13 protein-coding genes and 1 tRNA gene are annotated in these 15,815 nt (G+C 64.3%); 5 read left to right on the top strand and 9 right to left on the bottom strand.

The window, feature by feature from the left end:
* Positions 1-207 precede the first annotated feature (207 nt).
* Both ABMA59_RS04610 and ABMA59_RS04605 read left to right on the top strand, forming a co-directional pair.
* Positions 208-1,887 carry an electron transfer flavoprotein-ubiquinone oxidoreductase gene (locus ABMA59_RS04610; protein ID WP_349004137.1) on the top strand — a complete coding sequence of 560 codons (1,680 nt, stop codon included), beginning with the start codon at positions 208-210 and terminating at the stop codon, positions 1,885-1,887.
* A 91-nt stretch (positions 1,888-1,978) separates the two neighbouring features.
* The gene (locus ABMA59_RS04605) at positions 1,979-2,572 is read left to right on the top strand and encodes a DUF922 domain-containing protein (protein ID WP_349004136.1); all 594 of its coding nucleotides are present in this window, start codon (positions 1,979-1,981) and stop codon (positions 2,570-2,572) included.
* Positions 2,573-2,587: 15 nt separating this feature from the next.
* On the opposite strand, the gene ABMA59_RS04600 is transcribed toward ABMA59_RS04605, so the two are convergent.
* The 4 genes from ABMA59_RS04600 to ABMA59_RS04585 all read right to left on the bottom strand — a co-directional run bounded on the left by ABMA59_RS04600 (position 2,588) and on the right by ABMA59_RS04585 (position 6,037).
* Positions 2,588-3,607 (bottom strand): endonuclease/exonuclease/phosphatase family protein, encoded by a 1,020-nt coding sequence (locus ABMA59_RS04600; protein WP_349004135.1) that lies wholly within the window; start codon positions 3,605-3,607, stop codon positions 2,588-2,590.
* A 47-nt stretch (positions 3,608-3,654) separates the two neighbouring features.
* Positions 3,655-5,157, bottom strand: coding sequence for an AMP nucleosidase (locus tag ABMA59_RS04595; protein ID WP_349004134.1), 1,503 nt, complete (start codon positions 5,155-5,157; stop codon positions 3,655-3,657).
* A 95-nt stretch (positions 5,158-5,252) separates the two neighbouring features.
* Entirely contained in the window at positions 5,253-5,447 is a 195-nt protein-coding gene (locus ABMA59_RS04590; RefSeq protein WP_349004133.1) for a hypothetical protein, read from the bottom strand.
* 245 nt (positions 5,448-5,692) lie between these two features.
* A complete protein-coding gene (locus tag ABMA59_RS04585; protein WP_349004132.1) occupies positions 5,693-6,037 on the bottom strand; it encodes a DUF2147 domain-containing protein in 345 nt (114 codons plus the stop codon).
* Between the two features lie 448 nt (positions 6,038-6,485).
* Between ABMA59_RS04585 and ABMA59_RS04580 the strand changes: the two genes are divergently transcribed.
* Together ABMA59_RS04580 and ABMA59_RS04575 are read left to right on the top strand one after the other, a co-directional pair.
* Complete coding sequence (locus ABMA59_RS04580) at positions 6,486-6,752, top strand: SEL1-like repeat protein (RefSeq protein ID WP_349004131.1); 267 nt, start codon at positions 6,486-6,488, stop codon at positions 6,750-6,752.
* Positions 6,753-7,061: 309 nt separating this feature from the next.
* Positions 7,062-8,180 (top strand): ABC transporter substrate-binding protein, encoded by a 1,119-nt coding sequence (locus ABMA59_RS04575; RefSeq protein WP_349004130.1) that lies wholly within the window; start codon positions 7,062-7,064, stop codon positions 8,178-8,180.
* Between the two features lie 254 nt (positions 8,181-8,434).
* On the opposite strand, the gene ABMA59_RS04570 is transcribed toward ABMA59_RS04575, so the two are convergent.
* A complete protein-coding gene (locus ABMA59_RS04570) occupies positions 8,435-10,486 on the bottom strand; it encodes an acetyl/propionyl/methylcrotonyl-CoA carboxylase subunit alpha (protein WP_349004129.1) in 2,052 nt (683 codons plus the stop codon).
* A 208-nt stretch (positions 10,487-10,694) separates the two neighbouring features.
* Between ABMA59_RS04570 and ABMA59_RS04565 the strand changes: the two genes are divergently transcribed.
* Entirely contained in the window at positions 10,695-11,795 is a 1,101-nt protein-coding gene (locus ABMA59_RS04565) for a pyridoxal phosphate-dependent aminotransferase (RefSeq protein ID WP_349004128.1), read from the top strand.
* A 99-nt stretch (positions 11,796-11,894) separates the two neighbouring features.
* On the opposite strand, the gene ABMA59_RS04560 is transcribed toward ABMA59_RS04565, so the two are convergent.
* From ABMA59_RS04560 to ABMA59_RS04545, 4 genes are all read right to left on the bottom strand, one after another.
* Positions 11,895-12,659 (bottom strand): VOC family protein, encoded by a 765-nt coding sequence (locus ABMA59_RS04560; RefSeq protein ID WP_349004127.1) that lies wholly within the window; start codon positions 12,657-12,659, stop codon positions 11,895-11,897.
* A gap of 420 nt (positions 12,660-13,079) precedes the next feature.
* Complete coding sequence (gene ggt, locus ABMA59_RS04555; RefSeq protein WP_349004126.1) at positions 13,080-14,846, bottom strand: gamma-glutamyltransferase; 1,767 nt, start codon at positions 14,844-14,846, stop codon at positions 13,080-13,082.
* Positions 14,846-15,586 carry a lipoyl(octanoyl) transferase LipB gene (gene lipB, locus ABMA59_RS04550; protein ID WP_349004125.1) on the bottom strand — a complete coding sequence of 247 codons (741 nt, stop codon included), beginning with the start codon at positions 15,584-15,586 and terminating at the stop codon, positions 14,846-14,848. Before lipB ends, ggt begins: the two co-directional genes overlap by 1 nt.
* A gap of 144 nt (positions 15,587-15,730) precedes the next feature.
* Positions 15,731-15,815 (bottom strand) — tRNA-Leu (locus ABMA59_RS04545).

Here is a 15,815-nt window from a genome sequence, read left to right as displayed (position 1 = left end):
AAGAGCTGGGGAGAAACAATCCGCGCGAATTTTTCGCGGGGCGGCGTTCCACGCTGCCGCAAACCGGCCAAACCCTCTTAATCAATGCAAGTGGCGTCACTTTGCCGCCTTGCCTTTTGGTACGAGCGGTTTCGTCCCGTAGAGGGATGCGCTATGCAGCCTTGACCAGCAAGCGCCTTCCTGGGGCGCAGCCAGTATGGAGGACGGATGAGCGAGATCGAACGCGAGAGCATGGAGTTTGACGTCGTCATCGTCGGCGCCGGGCCGGCGGGGCTGGCGGCCGCCATACGTTTGAAGCAGGTCAATCCCGAGCTTTCCGTGGTCGTGCTCGAAAAAGGCGGCGAGGTCGGCGCGCATATCCTTTCCGGCGCCGTGGTCGACCCGATCGGCATCGACCGGCTGCTGCCGGACTGGCGCTCGGAGACGGACCATCCGTTCAAGACGCCGGTGACCGACGACCATTTCCTCGTGCTCGGCCCGGCCGGCTCGGTGCGGTTGCCGAATTTCATGATGCCGCCGCTGATGAACAATCACGGCAACTACATCGTCTCGCTGAGCAACGTCTGCAAATGGCTCGCCGGCCACGCCGAGGCGCTCGGCGTCGAGATCTACCCCGGCTTCGCCGCCGCCGACCTGATCTACGACGACAAGGGCGCGGTGAAGGGCGTGGTGACAGGCGACATGGGCGTCGAGCGCGACGGCTCGCACGGTCCTGCCTTCGCGCCGGGCATGGCGCTGCTCGGCAAATACGTGCTGATCGGCGAGGGCGCGCGCGGCTCGCTCGCCAAGAAACTCATCGCCAAGTTCGGCTTGTCCGAAGGCCGCGATCCCGGCAAATACGGCATCGGCTTGAAGGAACTCTGGCAGGTCAAGCCGGAAAACCACAAGCTGGGACTCGTTCAGCATTCGTTCGGCTGGCCGCTGGATCTGAAGACCGGCGGCGGCTCGTTCCTCTACCATCTGGAAGATAATCAGGTCGCGGTCGGCTTCGTCGTCCATCTGAACTACAAGAACCCCTACCTCTCGCCCTTCGAGGAATTCCAGCGCTTCAAGACCCATCCGGCGATCCGCGGCACCTTCGAGGGCGCCAAGCGCATCGGCTATGGCGCCCGCGCCATCACCGAGGGCGGCTGGCAGTCCGTGCCGAAACTGTCCTTCCCCGGCGGCGTGCTGATCGGCTGCGCCGCCGGTTTCGTCAACGTGCCGCGCATCAAGGGTTCGCACAACGCGGTGCTGTCCGGAATGCTGGCGGCGGATCATGTCGCGGAAGCGCTCGCCGCCGGCCGCGCCAATGACGAACTGTCGTCCTATGAGGACGCCTGGCGTACCAGCGACATCGGCAAGGATTTGAAGAAGGTCCGCAACGTCAAGCCGCTCTGGTCGCGTTTCGGCACGCTGGCCGGCGTCGGGCTGGGCGGGCTCGACATGTGGCTGAACACGCTGTTCGGCTGGTCGCCCTTCGGCACGTTGAAACACGGCAAGGCCGACTACGCCACGCTGCAGCCGGCTGTCAATTTCAGGAAGATCGACTATCCGAAGGCGGATGGGGTGCTGACCTTCGACCGGCTCTCCTCGGTGTTTCTGTCCAACACCAACCATGAGGAGGACCAGCCGGTCCATCTCCAGGTGAAGGACCCGCAATTGCAGGTCAGGTCGGAGCACGACGTGTTCGCCGGCCCGTCGACCCGCTATTGCCCGGCAGGCGTTTACGAATGGGTCGACGCCGACGGCAATGCCGCCGCCGATCCCGGCGCCAAGGATGTGCGCTTCGTCATCAACGCGCAGAACTGCGTCCACTGCAAGACCTGCGACATCAAGGACCCGAACCAGAACATCAACTGGGTGCCGCCGCAGGGCGGCGAGGGGCCGGTCTATACGAGCATGTGACCGCGGGAATTGCGCGGGGCGGCGATTTTCTGTTTACGGACTGGAAGCCGGTCGTTACGCATAGTGGCAGCGTGACCTTCCGGAGAATGTCGTGCGGTCGTTCGGATTTGCCTTGCTTGTCGCCGCCAGCCTGACGGCGGTCGAGGCGCATGCCGGCGTCAAGTCGGTCGTCAATGTCGAGACCTATGACGTCGCGGGCGATAGCGGCGACGCGCTGATGGCGGCGATGGACCGAAACGGCCCGCGCCACGGTTTCCTCACCAGGGCGATCGCCCAGACTCGCTATTCCGTCGACTGGGACCGAACCTGGCTTGTCTCGAACGGCCGGTGCCGGTTGCAGAAGGCCGACGTTACCCTGACGGTGAATTATCGCTACCCCGCCCTCGTGGGCAGGTCGCCTCCGGTCCTCAAGCAGCGATGGAAAAAGTTCGTTGCCGGCGTGCGCAAGCATGAGCGGACGCATGGGCGTCTGGCCCGCCGGATGACTGAGGAGGCGTATGACGCCGCTTTCCGCATCGCGGTCGACGACGATCCGTTCTGCAAGAAGGCGAAGGCCGAGTTGAAGCAGACCGTCCATGCGATCTATGCCGACTACGAGGCACGCCAGCAGCGCTTCGACGCTCTGGAGCATCAGCCGGGCGGGCCGGTCGAAAAGCTCGTGAACAGATTGACGAGACGCCAGTAGCCGCTTGCTTGCACATCACCGGACGGCAGCCGCGAGGTCCGTCGCAAGCTCCGGCTCTGCCGGTTTGGGTTTCAGCGAAAACTCTACCAGGACAGGCAGATGATCCGACCCGACGGAATCGAGCGTCCGGATCGAATGGATCTCGACGCCGCCCTTGGCCAGCACATTGTCGATCGGCAGGCCGGCGAACCGCAGGGATTCCGGCACGCCGAACGGGAACCAGGTCGCGCCGGGCGAGGGCATCAGGGTCAGCCCGCCGGCTTCGGCGACACGGGAGGTTGCCTGGCTCCACGGCACAGCGTTGAGGTCGCCGGCCAGGATGGCCGTCTCCCCGATCCTTTGGAAATACGGCGTCAGCCCGCCGATCTCCCAATGCTGCGGATAGGGCCACGGCCAGCCGAGATGCAGCGCCGCGATATCGGCGCTCGTTCCGCCGAAATTGATCGTGGCCAGGGCGAAGACGCCCCGCCCGTCGCAACTGGGCGACGTCCCCTCGGCAAACGGGCGCCGGGACAGGATCGCCACGCCGGACAGTTTTTTAGGGTAGGGACACAGAATCCTGAACGGATAGGCGGCCTTGAGCAATTCCAGCTTTGCCCCCCAGAGATCGGACACTTCCTCCAGCATCACCACATCCGGCCGGATCTGCCCGATCATCGAAAGCACCCGTTCCGGCGTCTGGTTGTCGTAGCGCAGGTTGAGTTGCAACAACTTGTAGACCGGCCGCTCGGGATCGAGGGGATGAAGCGGCCCGTACTTCATGCCCAGCCCGGCGACCGGCACCGTCCCGGAGGTCGTCGCGAAGGCGAGGATCGCCGCCAGCACGAAGACGGCGCCCACCTTCAGAAATCGGGTGGCGAACAGCGGCAGCGCGGCAATCCCCATCAGCGCCGCCAGATGCGCCCGGAAATGGGAAAATGAATCCAGCGCCGGATGTACTGCGCCGAAGAAACCGGCGGCCAGCGGCAGCGCCAGCAGGATCATGCAGGCAGCCGACAGCAAGATCAGCCAGTGCCGGAACGACGGGCGACCCATGCCGAGGCTTTACCCGCTGCGAAATTGGGTGACGCCGGACCGCCTTGTCACTGAAACGGTGTCTCCAAAAAGCTGCGCAGCTTTCGCGAGTGCAGCCGGTCGAGCGGCATCTCGGCCAGCTTCTCGAGAGCCCGGATGCCGATGGTGAGATGCTGCGACACTTGCCGCTTGTAGAACTCGCTCGCCATGCCCGGCAGCTTCAACTCGCCATGCAGCGGCTTGTCGGAAACGCAGAGCAGCGTGCCATAGGGAACGCGGAAGCGGAACCCGTTGGCCGCGATCGTCGCCGACTCCATGTCGAGCGCGATGGCGCGCGACTGCGACAGCCGCTGCACGGGGCCGCGCTGTTCGCGCAGTTCCCAGTTGCGGTTGTCGATGGTGGCGACGGTCCCGGTGCGCATGATGCGCTTCAGGTCGTAGCCGTCGAGACCTGTGACCTCGGCCACCGCGTCCTGCAGCGCCACCTGGATCTCGGCCAAGGCAGGGATCGGCACCCACACCGGCAGGTCGGCGTCGAGCACATGGTCCTCGCGCACATAGGCATGCGCCAGCACATAGTCGCCCAGCGCCTGGGTGTTGCGCAGACCCGCGCAGTGTCCGAGCATCAGCCAGGCATGCGGCCTCAGCACCGCGACATGGTCGGTGATCGTCTTGGCGTTGGACGGGCCGACGCCGATGTTCACCATGGTGATGCCGCCATGGCCGGGCTTCTTCAGATGATAGGCCGGCATCTGCGGTGTGCGCGGCGGCGTCGAGCCGGATGTCGGGCCGCTGTGGCCGGCGGGCGTGATCAGATTGCCGGGCTCGACGAAATCCGTGTAGCCGCCCCCGCCTTCCGCCATCAGGTCGCGGGCATAGACGCAGAACTCGTCGATGTAGAACTGGTAGTTGGTGAACAGAACGAAGTTCTGAAAATGGTCCGGCGTCGTCGCCGTGTAGTGCGGCAGCCTGTGCAGCGAGTAGTCGATGCGCTGCGCGGTGAACGGCGCCAGCGGCCGGGGCTCGCCGGGAACCGCCTCATAGGTGCCGTTGGCGATCAGGTCGTCCGTGCCGTCGAGATCGGGAACGTCGAAGAAGTCTCGGATCGGCCGCTTCAGCCGGTCGGCGACGGAGCCGTCGACATGCGTGCCTTCGATGAAGGCGAAATGCAGCGGGATCGGCGTGTCGGATTCGGAGATGACCACCGGGACGCCGTGGTTCTTCATGATCAACTGGAGCTGCTCGATCAGATAGGTCTCGAACAGGTCCGGCCGGGTGATCGTCGTCGTGAACTGGCCGGGCACCGACATGTGGCCGTAGGCCTGGCGGGAATCGACCTGCGAATAGGACAGCGTGGTGACGCCCACCTCCGGATAATAGGCGCGGTAGCGGCTGGTCATGTCGCCATCGCGGGTGATCGCGGCGAAGGACGACCGCAGGAATTCGGTATTGCGGGCGTACAGCTTCTTGAGTGCGGCTACCGCTTCGCCCGCGTCGCTGAACGTCTGGCGCGCATAGGGCTCGGGCGAGATGATTCTTTGCGTGGGTTCGGGATAGATTCGCTTTTCCATGACCCATTATAGGGAGCCAATGTGACATGGGGGAGAGGGCGCCGTAGCGTGTTTCTAGAGATTCGCCGTACAGGACCAATCCCCCATCAGCCAGTCTAGCGGCGCTGCAGGCTCACCAGCAGAACGAAGCCGGCGCCCTTCTTCTTCATGGTCGGGGCCTCGATCACCGAGCCATGGCCGTTGCCGATCGCGGGAACCGCGAATACCGGGGCGGCCAGGACCGCACTGAACAGAGCGACACGCAGCAACAGCGAAACGATCTTGAGCGGCTTGGCTGTGTGGCGGGACATGGTCTTTGCTTTCGGTCCTGGTGTTCCTTCGATGCTTTGAGAATGCACTACCGACGCTGAACCCGTTCTGAGGTTCGCGTTCATTTTAGGTTCAGCTTATTCGAAGCGTGTGTCGCCGCGGGTGGACTGTGTATCGGGGCGCGAGACGGAGGAGCGAATAGCGAATAGGGAGTAGCGAATAGGGGTTACGCTGACGGGTGTGCAGGCTGACCTTCTTCTATTCGCTATTCGCTATTCGCTATTCGCTACAACTTCGTCCAAGTCTGGCTACGGCAGATCAATCCGCCGAGCACGCAGCCTTTCATCTTCAGCGAACTGCCCGAAAGCGTCCCGCTGCCGGAATAGGTTTTATCTTTTGCGGGATCGGTGATCGAACCGGAATAGGCGCCGCCACCTTCGGCTTTCATCTTTCCAATTCCCTTGCCCTGGTACTTGCCGGTCTTCAGCGTGATGCAGAAACCGCCTCCGCAATCCGTGATCGCGGCAGTCTCGCCGCTCTGGGTGCGCCAATTGCCTTCGATGGGATCGGCATACGCGGCGCCGGCTGCCAGCATCAGGGCCGCTGCGGTCATCGTCATCCTGCGAAGCATAGGTAGTCCTCCTCCCTCCGTGTGCGGTGCGACATTCCGGCATCTTACGCAAACGTAAGCTAGATGAACTCGCGGCCAACGAAAAGACGATGCCGTCAGGGCAGCCCGCTGAATTTTTCGTCCCCTCTGCCTCGCCACCTTCGATGAATTCATGAAGCCTGAGCAGCGAATTCGACACGCATCCCGCATACGACCCGAATTCGTGGTGAAGGAAGCGTTGAATTCGGCAGCGTAAATTTTCGGAAAATTTTCGCCGAATACGGCGCGCTCCAAGGCTTGTGATCCTTAATGAAATCCAAGGTTTACCAGTTGTTTTTGTTTTGTTTGCCGCCGGTTAAGGACGCCGCTTAACGCCGGTTTCAAGCCTTCCCGGCATCCTTCGAAGCATCGGAAGAGCAAGCCGGACGGGACGCCGGGGCTCTCGGGAAAAGGGACAGGGACAGGCAAAATGGCACGGTTTGAAATCTTCGACGCGGACTTCGGAACGGCTGGCACCACGGCGCAGGCCGATATCCTTTGCGAACTCGGCCTGATGTACGCCTCGGGCCGTGACTGTGACATCGACATCATCGCCGCCCACAAATGGTTCAACATCGCGGCGATCAAGGGTTCGGAACGCGCCGCGGTGCTGCGCTCCGAATTGTCTGGGGCCATGTCGAAGCTTGAGATCGCCCAGGCGCTGCGCCAGGCGCGCGAATGGATGACCATGCACTGAGGAACTTCCGCCGCGAGGAATGCGCGCTCCAACGCGCTCGTGACCCGGCCGAAGACGGCGACAGCCGCGCGGCCCAAAAAGAAACCAGGACAGGCAAGGGCGGGTAAGAGGGCAAACGCCGCGGCGGCTGAAAAGGCTGGCGCGGCGTTTTCCGTTCGAAGAGGCACGAATAGGGGACCGTGAAAGCGTCGTGCCCATGGCCCATCGGCAGGGCGAGGCTGGCCCTGCCGCTTCCACGCTGCTAAATGGCATTGCGGATGTATGAAACGTTCCGCCGGCCATAGAATCCGGCGGCCAAGGAGGAAATCCATGAAACTCTCGCGACTCTTGAGCGCCGCTGCCCTCGGCCTGGTGCTCGCCACCCCGGCATTCGCCGACGACATCACCTTTGCCGTGGCCGGCCCGATGACCGGGCAGCTCGCCACGATCGGCGACCAGTTCAAGCAGGGCGCCCAGGCCGCGGCCGATGCCATCAACGCCGCCGGCGGTGTCGGCGGCCGGCAGATCAAGCTCGCCATCGAGGACGACCAGTGCGATCCCAAGCAGGCTGTCTCCATCGCTAACCGCATCATCGCCAATGGCGTGATGTTCGTCGATGGCCATGCCTGCTCGGGTTCGAGCATCCCGGCTTCGGCGGTTTACGCGGAAGCCGGCGCGATGATGATGAGCCCGGCTTCCTCCAATCCGGTACTGACCGACGACGCGGCTTCCAAGGGCTGGTCGACGATCATGCGGCTCTATACCCGTGACGACGCGCAGGGCGCGTTCATCGGTCCCTGGATCGCCGAGAAGTACAAGGGCAAGAACGTCGTCATCCTTCACGACAAAAGCGCCTACGGCCAGGGTGTCGCAGACGCGGTGAAGGCGACGATGAACAAGGGCGGCCTCACCGAAATTCTTTACGAGGGCATCAATGCCGGCGAGAAGGACTATGCTGCGCTGGTCACCAAGCTGAAGGATCTCAAGGCCGACGTGGTATACTTCGGCGGATACCATCCGGAAGCGGGCCTCATCCTTCGCCAGTCGGCGGAGCAGAACCTCAAGTTCCAGATGATCATGCCGGATTCGATCGCTTCGCCGGAATTCTGGCAGGTCGCCGGCCCGGCCGGCGAGGGCACCATGTTCGTGTTCCCTTCGGACCCGCAGTCCAAGCCGGAAGCCAAGGAAGCCATTGAGAAAATCAAGGCCGGCGGCTTCGTGCCGGAAGGGTTCACGCTGTTTTCCTACGCGGTGATCCAAGCGTTCGCGCAGGGCATCGAACGGGCCGGCAGCGACGATCCGGCGAAGGTCGCTGAGGCGCTGAAGAACGGCGAGCCGATCACGACGGTTATCGGCGAGGTCACCTTCGACGAGAAGGGCGACCTGAAGAACGCAAGCTACGACATCAACCAGTGGCACGACGGCAAATACGCGCCCATCCAGCAGTAAGCTATTGGTCTATATGGCAATTCGACGGCCGGGCTCAGTCCCGGCCGTTTGCATATGAGAAACCGTGCGCTGATCTTGATAGGTGTCGATGCGGCGGCAAGTTCGCAAAATCTCTTGAAAACAATAGTTTGCCCGTCCCCGGTGGCCTGAAAGCGCTTCATGCGCCGACGCGAACCCCGGCGGACTTGCCGTGATGGCTCTCTTCCGGCCGTTCGCGCTGACGGTTTATGCGGTGACCGGCTTTGCGCTGACGCCTATGAGGCCTCGACGAAGCGCACCAGCACGGTGCCCTCGGTGACCTGCGAACCTTCCGAAGCGATCTCGGCGATCTCGCCGTCATGGCTCGCGTTGATGGTATGCTCCATCTTCATAGCTTCGAGGATAAGCAGCGGCTGACCCTTCTTGACCAGGTCGCCCGCGGCCGCGCGCACCAGCTTGACCAGTCCGGGCATCGGCGCCCGCATCGACCCCGCCGCTTCGGTTTCGTCGGCGCGGTCCAGCGGGTCGGGTACGGCGAAGTCGTAGCCGACCGCGCCTTCGAAGATGGTGACGTGGCCGGGCCATTTTGCCAACCTTTTCTCCCCTCTTGAGGGGGTTGACCCGGCCGTGCGCGAATCCTGTTCGCCGTCTTGGAAGGCTTGAAGACTGGCGTCGGAACCGGCCGCTTGTACCCCTCCCGACCGCTTCGCGGTCACCCTCCCCTCAAGGGGGAGGGGAGCCGCCGCACCTTCCACGGCCACCTTCACCACGCCATCCACGACGGTGACCCGCGCGAGAATCTCTTCGTCGCGGAAGCGGATGCGGGTTTTTCGCGCGACGGGGTGGAAATGCGCGTAGCCGGCAAGTGCCGACCAGGGGTCGGAGGAAGGCCGACGCTCGTCCAGGCCGGAAGCCGCCAGCGCCGCCGTGGCGATGATGTCAGGGCTTGGCGCGGGCAGGGCGGTTAAAGAATCCTGCTTGCGGCCGATGAGACCGGTATCGACATCGCCGGATGCGAAGTCTGGGTCGGTGGCGAGCGCGGCCAGGAAGGCAAGGTTGGTGACGGAACCGGCGACTTCCGTCTGTTCCAGCGTGGCGGCCAGCAGCGCAAGCGCCGACGCACGGTCGGGGCCGTGCGTCACCAGCTTGGCGATCATCGGGTCGTAGTAGGGCGAAATCGAATCGCCGCCTCGCACGCCGGTCTCGACGCGGATTTCGTTCCCGGCCTTGGGGAAATTCAGATGATGCAGCGTGCCGGTCGCCGGCAGAAAACCCTTGGTGGCGTCCTCGGCATAGAGCCGCGCCTCGAAGGCGTGGCCGTCGAGAGCAATCTCTTGCTGAGATTTCGGCAGAGGTTCGCCGGACGCGACACGCAACTGCCATTCGACAAGATCGACGCCGGTGACCATCTCTGTCACAGGGTGCTCGACCTGCAGGCGGGTGTTCATTTCCATGAACCAGAACCGGTCGGCCTTCAGCCCCTTGGAAGCATCGACGATGAATTCGATGGTGCCGGCGCCGGAATAGCTTATCGCCTTGGCGGCCTTCACAGCGGCATCGGTCATGGCGGCGCGCAGTTCGGGTGTCATGCCGGGGGCGGGGGCCTCCTCGATGACTTTCTGGTGGCGGCGCTGCGCCGAGCAGTCGCGTTCGAACAGATGCACCGCGTTGCCAAAATTGTCGCCGAACACCTGCACTTCGATGTGGCGCGGCTTGTCGACATATTTTTCGATCAGCACATGGTCGTCGCCGAAGGCGGATTTCGCCTCGCGTTTTGCGCCGGCCAGCGCGTCGGCGAAATCGTCCGCATGGTCGACGCGCCGCATGCCCTTGCCGCCGCCGCCGGCGCGCGCCTTGATCAGCACGGGATAACCGATCTCGCGCGCCTTGGTGGCGAGCAGCACCAGCGCCTGGGTGTCGCCGTGATAACCGGGCACGACCGGCACGCCGGCCTTCTCCATCAGCGCCTTGGCGGCGTCCTTCAGGCCCATGGCGCGGATGGCTTTTGCCGACGGCCCGATGAAAACCAGGCCGGCAGCGCTCACCTTGTCGACGAAATCCGGGTTCTCGGACAAAAAACCGTAGCCGGGATGGATGGCTTCCGCTCCTGTCGAAAGTGCGGCCTCGATGATCTTGTCGGCGCGCAGGTAACTTTCCGAGACAGGCGAGGGGCCGATATGCACCGCTTCGTCGGCCATGGCGACATGCAGCGCCCTGGCGTCCGCGTCGGAATAGACCGCGACGGTCAAGACACTCATCTTTCGCGCGGTGCGCATGACGCGGACGGCGATCTCGCCGCGATTGGCGATCAGGATTTTTCGGAACATTTGTCCTCCTGTCGCCTTCTTACCCGCCCGTTTGCGGGAGAGAAAGCGGTTCGCAGCCATTGCGCTGGGAACTTCGATCCAGGCAGGACAACGAGGCCGTTCGACAGCCCCAAATCATAACGTGCCGCCAGTGGCAAACGGTGGTGGCCCTAGTTCTCGCTCTCCGCCGCGGATAGGTTTTCAGAACACTTGCCGAGAGAGTTCGTCCATGAATCTTCCGCCCTTCCTGCTCGACCACTGGCTGGCTGCCCACGAATTCGCCACGCCCCCGATCCGCTACAATCTTGCCGCCAGCACCGGGCCGAAATGGTCCGTGGACGAACTGCTGGCGCTGGGCGGCGGCCGTGACATCGGCGGCGTAAAGATCGGCTATGCGCCGCCCGAGGGCGGAAAACGGGTGCGTGAGGCGCTCGGCGGCTTTCTTGGCGTCGACCCGGACTGGGTGGTGGTGACGACAGGGGCCTCGGAAGCGCTGCTGATCGTGCTCTGCCTGGTGGCGAGGCCTGGCGCCAACATCGTGCTGCCCACGCCGGCCTTCTCGCCTTTCGCGGCCATGGCGGACGCCTGGGGCCTGGGGGTGAATTCCTACCCGCTTCAGCGAGAGGAAGGGTTCCGCCAGAGCGCGGAAGCGATTTTGGTGGCGACGGACGACGACACGGCGCTGGTTCTGGTCAATACGCCGCACAACCCGACCGGCGCGGTCATGCCGCCCGGCGAAATCGAGGCGCTGGCACAGAAACTGGGCGAACGCGGCGTGCCGCTCGTCGTCGACGAGGTCTATCACCCGCTCTATTTCGGCCGGCAATCGCCGACGGCCGCGTCCGTGCCGAACGCCATCGTCATGGGCGACATGTCGAAGGCGCTGTCGCTGGCGGGCCTCCGGACGGGATGGCTGATCATCGCCGACCCCGAACTGCGCAAGCGCGCCATCGACGCACGCAGCTATTTCACCATCAGCAGTTCGCCGGTACTCGAAGAACTGGCGGCCCATGCGCTCGACAACCACGAGGTCTTGCTCGACCGCCTGGTCGCGGTGGCCAGTGCCAATCGCGCGGCGCTGTCGGCCGTCATGGAGCGGGTTTCCGACACAGTCGCATGGGCGGAGCCGGAGGGCGGCACCGTCGCTTTCCCGTGGTTCAAGGACGGCCGCGACAGCCGGCCCTTCTGCCAGGCGCTGGCGGCCGCCGGCGTGCTGGTCGCGCCCGGCGACTGCTTTGGCAGCCCCGAGCATTTCCGGGTCGGCTTCGCCGCGCAGGCGGAGGGTTTTGGGGATGCGCTGGCGATTTTCGAGCGGACGCTGAGGGGCTAAACGTTTCGGCCCCGCCCCTCTCTTTCTTGCCGGCAGGCAGGTGAGGGGCGGAACCGACGGTTAAAAAACTGACCGCCGCTGGAAAATCAGACCGAAGCCCTATCGCTCCATCGCGGTCAGCGAGAACACAGCGCCTTGCGGGTCCATGCAGGGGGCGATCCACGAGCCCCCGGGCACCTGCATCGGCTCCATGAGCACCTGGCCGCCATTTGCCTTCACCCGTCCGACCGCGGCGTCGAGGCCGTCGACGGTGAAATAGAACTGCCAGAGCGGCATCGGGATGTTGGCGGGTTTGTTCATCATGCCGCCGGATTGCTGGCCTTCGACGGCGAAGAGCTGGTAGGTGCCCATCGGTCCCATGTCCATCGCCTGGTCGGCCGTCCAGCCGAACTGGCTGGTGTAGAAGTCGAGCGCTGCCTTCCAGTCGGTCGTGTAGAGTTCGCGCCAGCCGATGGCGCCGGGCGTGCTGGATGGCATTGGCGGCTGGTCGGGGCCTTGCGGCGTCATCAGCATGAAGGTGGCGCCCTGCGGGTCGGCGACCACGGAGAAGCGGCCGATCTCCGGAATGTCGGCCGGCTCGCGATAGACCTTGCCGCCCGCGGCGGCGACGCTGGCCGTCGCGGCGTCCGTGTCCTTGGCGTAGATATAGCCGAGCCACATGGGCGGCGTGCCCATTGCCTTGGCTTCGTCCGGTATCGCCATGACGCCGCTGACGCCGGTCTCGCCGACCTTCATGATGACATAGGGCTTTTGCGGGTCGCCCCAATTCTCCGAATTCCAGCCGATGACGGCCTTGTAGAACGCAGCGGCGGCCTGGACGTCGGTGGTCATCAGTTCGTACCAGAAGAATCTGCTCGCGGGCATGGCTTGCTCCTTCGGACATTTTTGACGCGGCCTTACGACCGCACGCGGGGAGAATGCGCCCGGGAAGTGACAGAGGAAAGGCGCAGCAGGAAGAATCCGGCAGGCTCCTGACACGCGAGGGGACGTGCCGGCTGAGCGGATTTCCGCCTCGTGACGATAACACCGGTCGTCCCCAATGAATTTCAACGGAAACGCGCGCCGTCAACCTTTCGTTAACCACCGATTCGCGCCGTGCCGGGAATGCATGTTTCCGGTCTGTTCCAGCATTGACGTTCGAACAAACTTAGAACAAAATGTAAACAAATTCGAAACAGGAGAGAGTGATGACCGATTTCATTCAGGACGTCGTATCGCTGGTATCGATGAGCACCTTTCTGATTACGGTATCGCTATGGATCGGCGCGCTTTGACCGATCAAGATCAATCGCCGACCGCGAGGCCTTCCCGGCGAGGATCAGCGCCGCCGACCAGGCCTTTCGGCGTCCAGGCGACACCGTGCAGGCCGGAATTCAGATCCTTGGCCGTGACCTTGAAGCCCAGCGCGGTCAGGTCGTCGGCGAGGTCTTCCGCCTTCGTCCCTTTTTCGATGTCGTAGGGGCCGAAGCGGTTGACGAAATGCGGCAGCGCTATCGCCGCCTGCATGTCCATCTTCCAGTCGATCAGACCGATCAGGGTGGTGGTCACGTAGGAGATGATGTTGCTGCCGCCGGGCGATCCCAGCGCGAAGGCCGGCTTGCCGTCCTTGAGCACGATCGTCGGCGACATGGACGAGCGCGGCCGTTTTCGCGGCTCGACGCGGTTGGCGACGTTCTGGCCGTCCTTGACCGGCGAGAACGAAAAATCGGTGAGCTGGTTGTTGAGCAGGAAACCGTCCACCATCAGCCGCGAACCAAAAGCGTTCTCGACCGAAGTGGTGATCGAGGCGACGTTGCCGGCGGCATCGGCGACGACAAAATGCGAGGTCGACGGGATTTCCGCCGACACGCCGTCGATGCGCAGTTCGGCCTTGTCCCAGGGCGGCTCGCCGGCTTTGGCTTCGCCCTCGCCCAGCGCGTTCGGGCGGCGAAGCAGGGCGGAGCGGTCCTTGAGATAGGCCGGGTCGAGCAGGCCCTTGGGGATCGAGACAAAATCGCTGTCGGCGACGTATCGCTCGCGGTCGGCGAAGGCCAGCCGCGTCGCGTCGCCGATCAGCCGCCAGCTTTGCGGGTCATCGGGGCCGAGCGTCGCGACGTCGAACGGTTCGAGCAGGCCAAGAATCTGGCCGATGGCGATGGCCCCGGAGGAGGGCGGTCCCATGCCGCAGACATCGTGGCTGCGATACGGCGCGCAGACCGCCGCGCGTTCCTTGACGCGGTAGTTGGCGAGATCGTCCGCCGAAAGGAGACCGGGATTGGTCGGATGCGAGCGCACGGCGCGGACGATGTCGGCGGCGATAGGGCCTGTGTAAAAGGCGTCGGCGCCTTGCGATGCCAGGGTCCGCAGCGTCGAGGCATAGGACGTGTTGACGAGGCGGTAGCCGGCCTTCAAAGGCGCGCCTGCAGCATCGAAGAAATAGGCCCGGGCGGAGGAGGGTTTTTCGAACAGGTCCGCGGTTTCGGCGACCGAGGACGCAAGGCGGGGCGACACCTCGAACCCGCCATCCGCCAACCGGATCGCCGATTCGAACAGCGAAGGCCACGGCCGCGTCCCGTATCGCCGATGCACGATCTCCAGAAGCCTCGGCACGCCGGGCGCGCCGACCGATCGCCCGCCCACCACGGCTTTGAAGAAATCCATCGGTTTGCCGGCGGCGTCGCGGAATAGATCGGGCGTGGTCTCGGCCGGCGCGGTTTCGCGCGCGTCGAACGTCGTGATCGTGCCGCTCGCGGCATCATACCAGACGAGGAACGCGCCGCCGCCGATCCCGGAGGATTGCGGCTCGACCAGACCGAGCATTACCTGCACCGCGACCAGCGCGTCGGCCGCGTTGCCTCCCGCTCTCAGCACGTCGATGCCGGCTTGCGCCGCGATCGGATGGGCGGCCACCACCATCTGGCGCGAGGCGGTGACGGCCTTGACCTGCTGGGTGCCGCTTGCCTGCTCCGGCGCGACCGCGTCGGATGCCTGTTGGGCAAAGGCTTGGAACGGAAGAAGCGCTGCAAGCGCCAGCGCCGGCAGCAGACCCAACGCGCTTGTCCGCCAGCCCATCAGCCCGCCATCCTTTCGGGTCGGACAGACCCTTCGGCCACCGGGCCGAACACCTGCTGGAACGCCGCCTTCAGCGCGACGTCGAAATCGTCGAGCGTGACCGGCAGGCCGAGGTCGACCAGGCTGGTGACGCCATGGTCGCTCACCCCGCAGGGTACGATGCCGGAAAAATGCGTCAGGTCGGGTTCCACATTGACGGCGATGCCGTGAAAGCTGACCCAGCGGCGCAGGCGGATGCCGATCGCCGCGATCTTGTCCTCGGCAATACCTCCGTCCGGCGCCGGCGGGCGGTCCGGCCGCATCACCCAGACGCCGACCCGGTCTTCGCGCCGCTCGCCGCGCACGTTGAAGGCGGCCAGCGAGGCGATTATCCACTCCTCCAGCGCCGCCACGAAGGCGCGAACGTCCTCGCGCCTCCGCTTCAGGTCGAGCATGGCATAGGCGACCCGCTGGCCCGGCCCATGATAGGTGTATTCGCCGCCGCGCCCGGCGTCGAACACCGGAAAGCGGTTGGGGTCGACGAGATCCTCGACCTTTGCGCTGGTGCCGGCGGTGTAGAGCGGCGGATGCTCGACCAGCCAGACCAACTCGCCGGCGCGCCCTTCGCGGATCGCCGCGACTCGCTCCTCCATGAAGGTGAGCGCCTGGGCGTATGGCGTGAGGCCTGCCTCGACCAGCCACTCCACCGGAGCAGAGCCCGGCGAAGGATGGAAAGACGTAGCAATTTCGTTGCGTTGCATGGGACAATCCGATCGCGGTCAATATGGACGCTCGCAGCCGGCGCGTCCAGTTCTCCGGTCTCCGCTGTCGCTTCGCGCGCCAACCGACGTCAGCCCGCCCGAAGGCGCTCTGCCGTGACAATCTCATGACGACTGAGAGAGTGATGGTGCGGTCGAGAAGACTCGAACTTCCACGGGTTGCCCCACAGCGACCTCAACGCTGCGCGTCTACCAATTCCGCCACGACCGC

The sequence above is a fragment of the Mesorhizobium yinganensis genome (assembly GCF_040081985.1).
Lineage (GTDB): Bacteria > Pseudomonadota > Alphaproteobacteria > Rhizobiales > Rhizobiaceae > Kumtagia > Kumtagia yinganensis.
The sequence above is the reverse complement of the archived record's forward strand: the minus strand, read 5'-3'. Positions and strand labels throughout refer to the sequence as shown.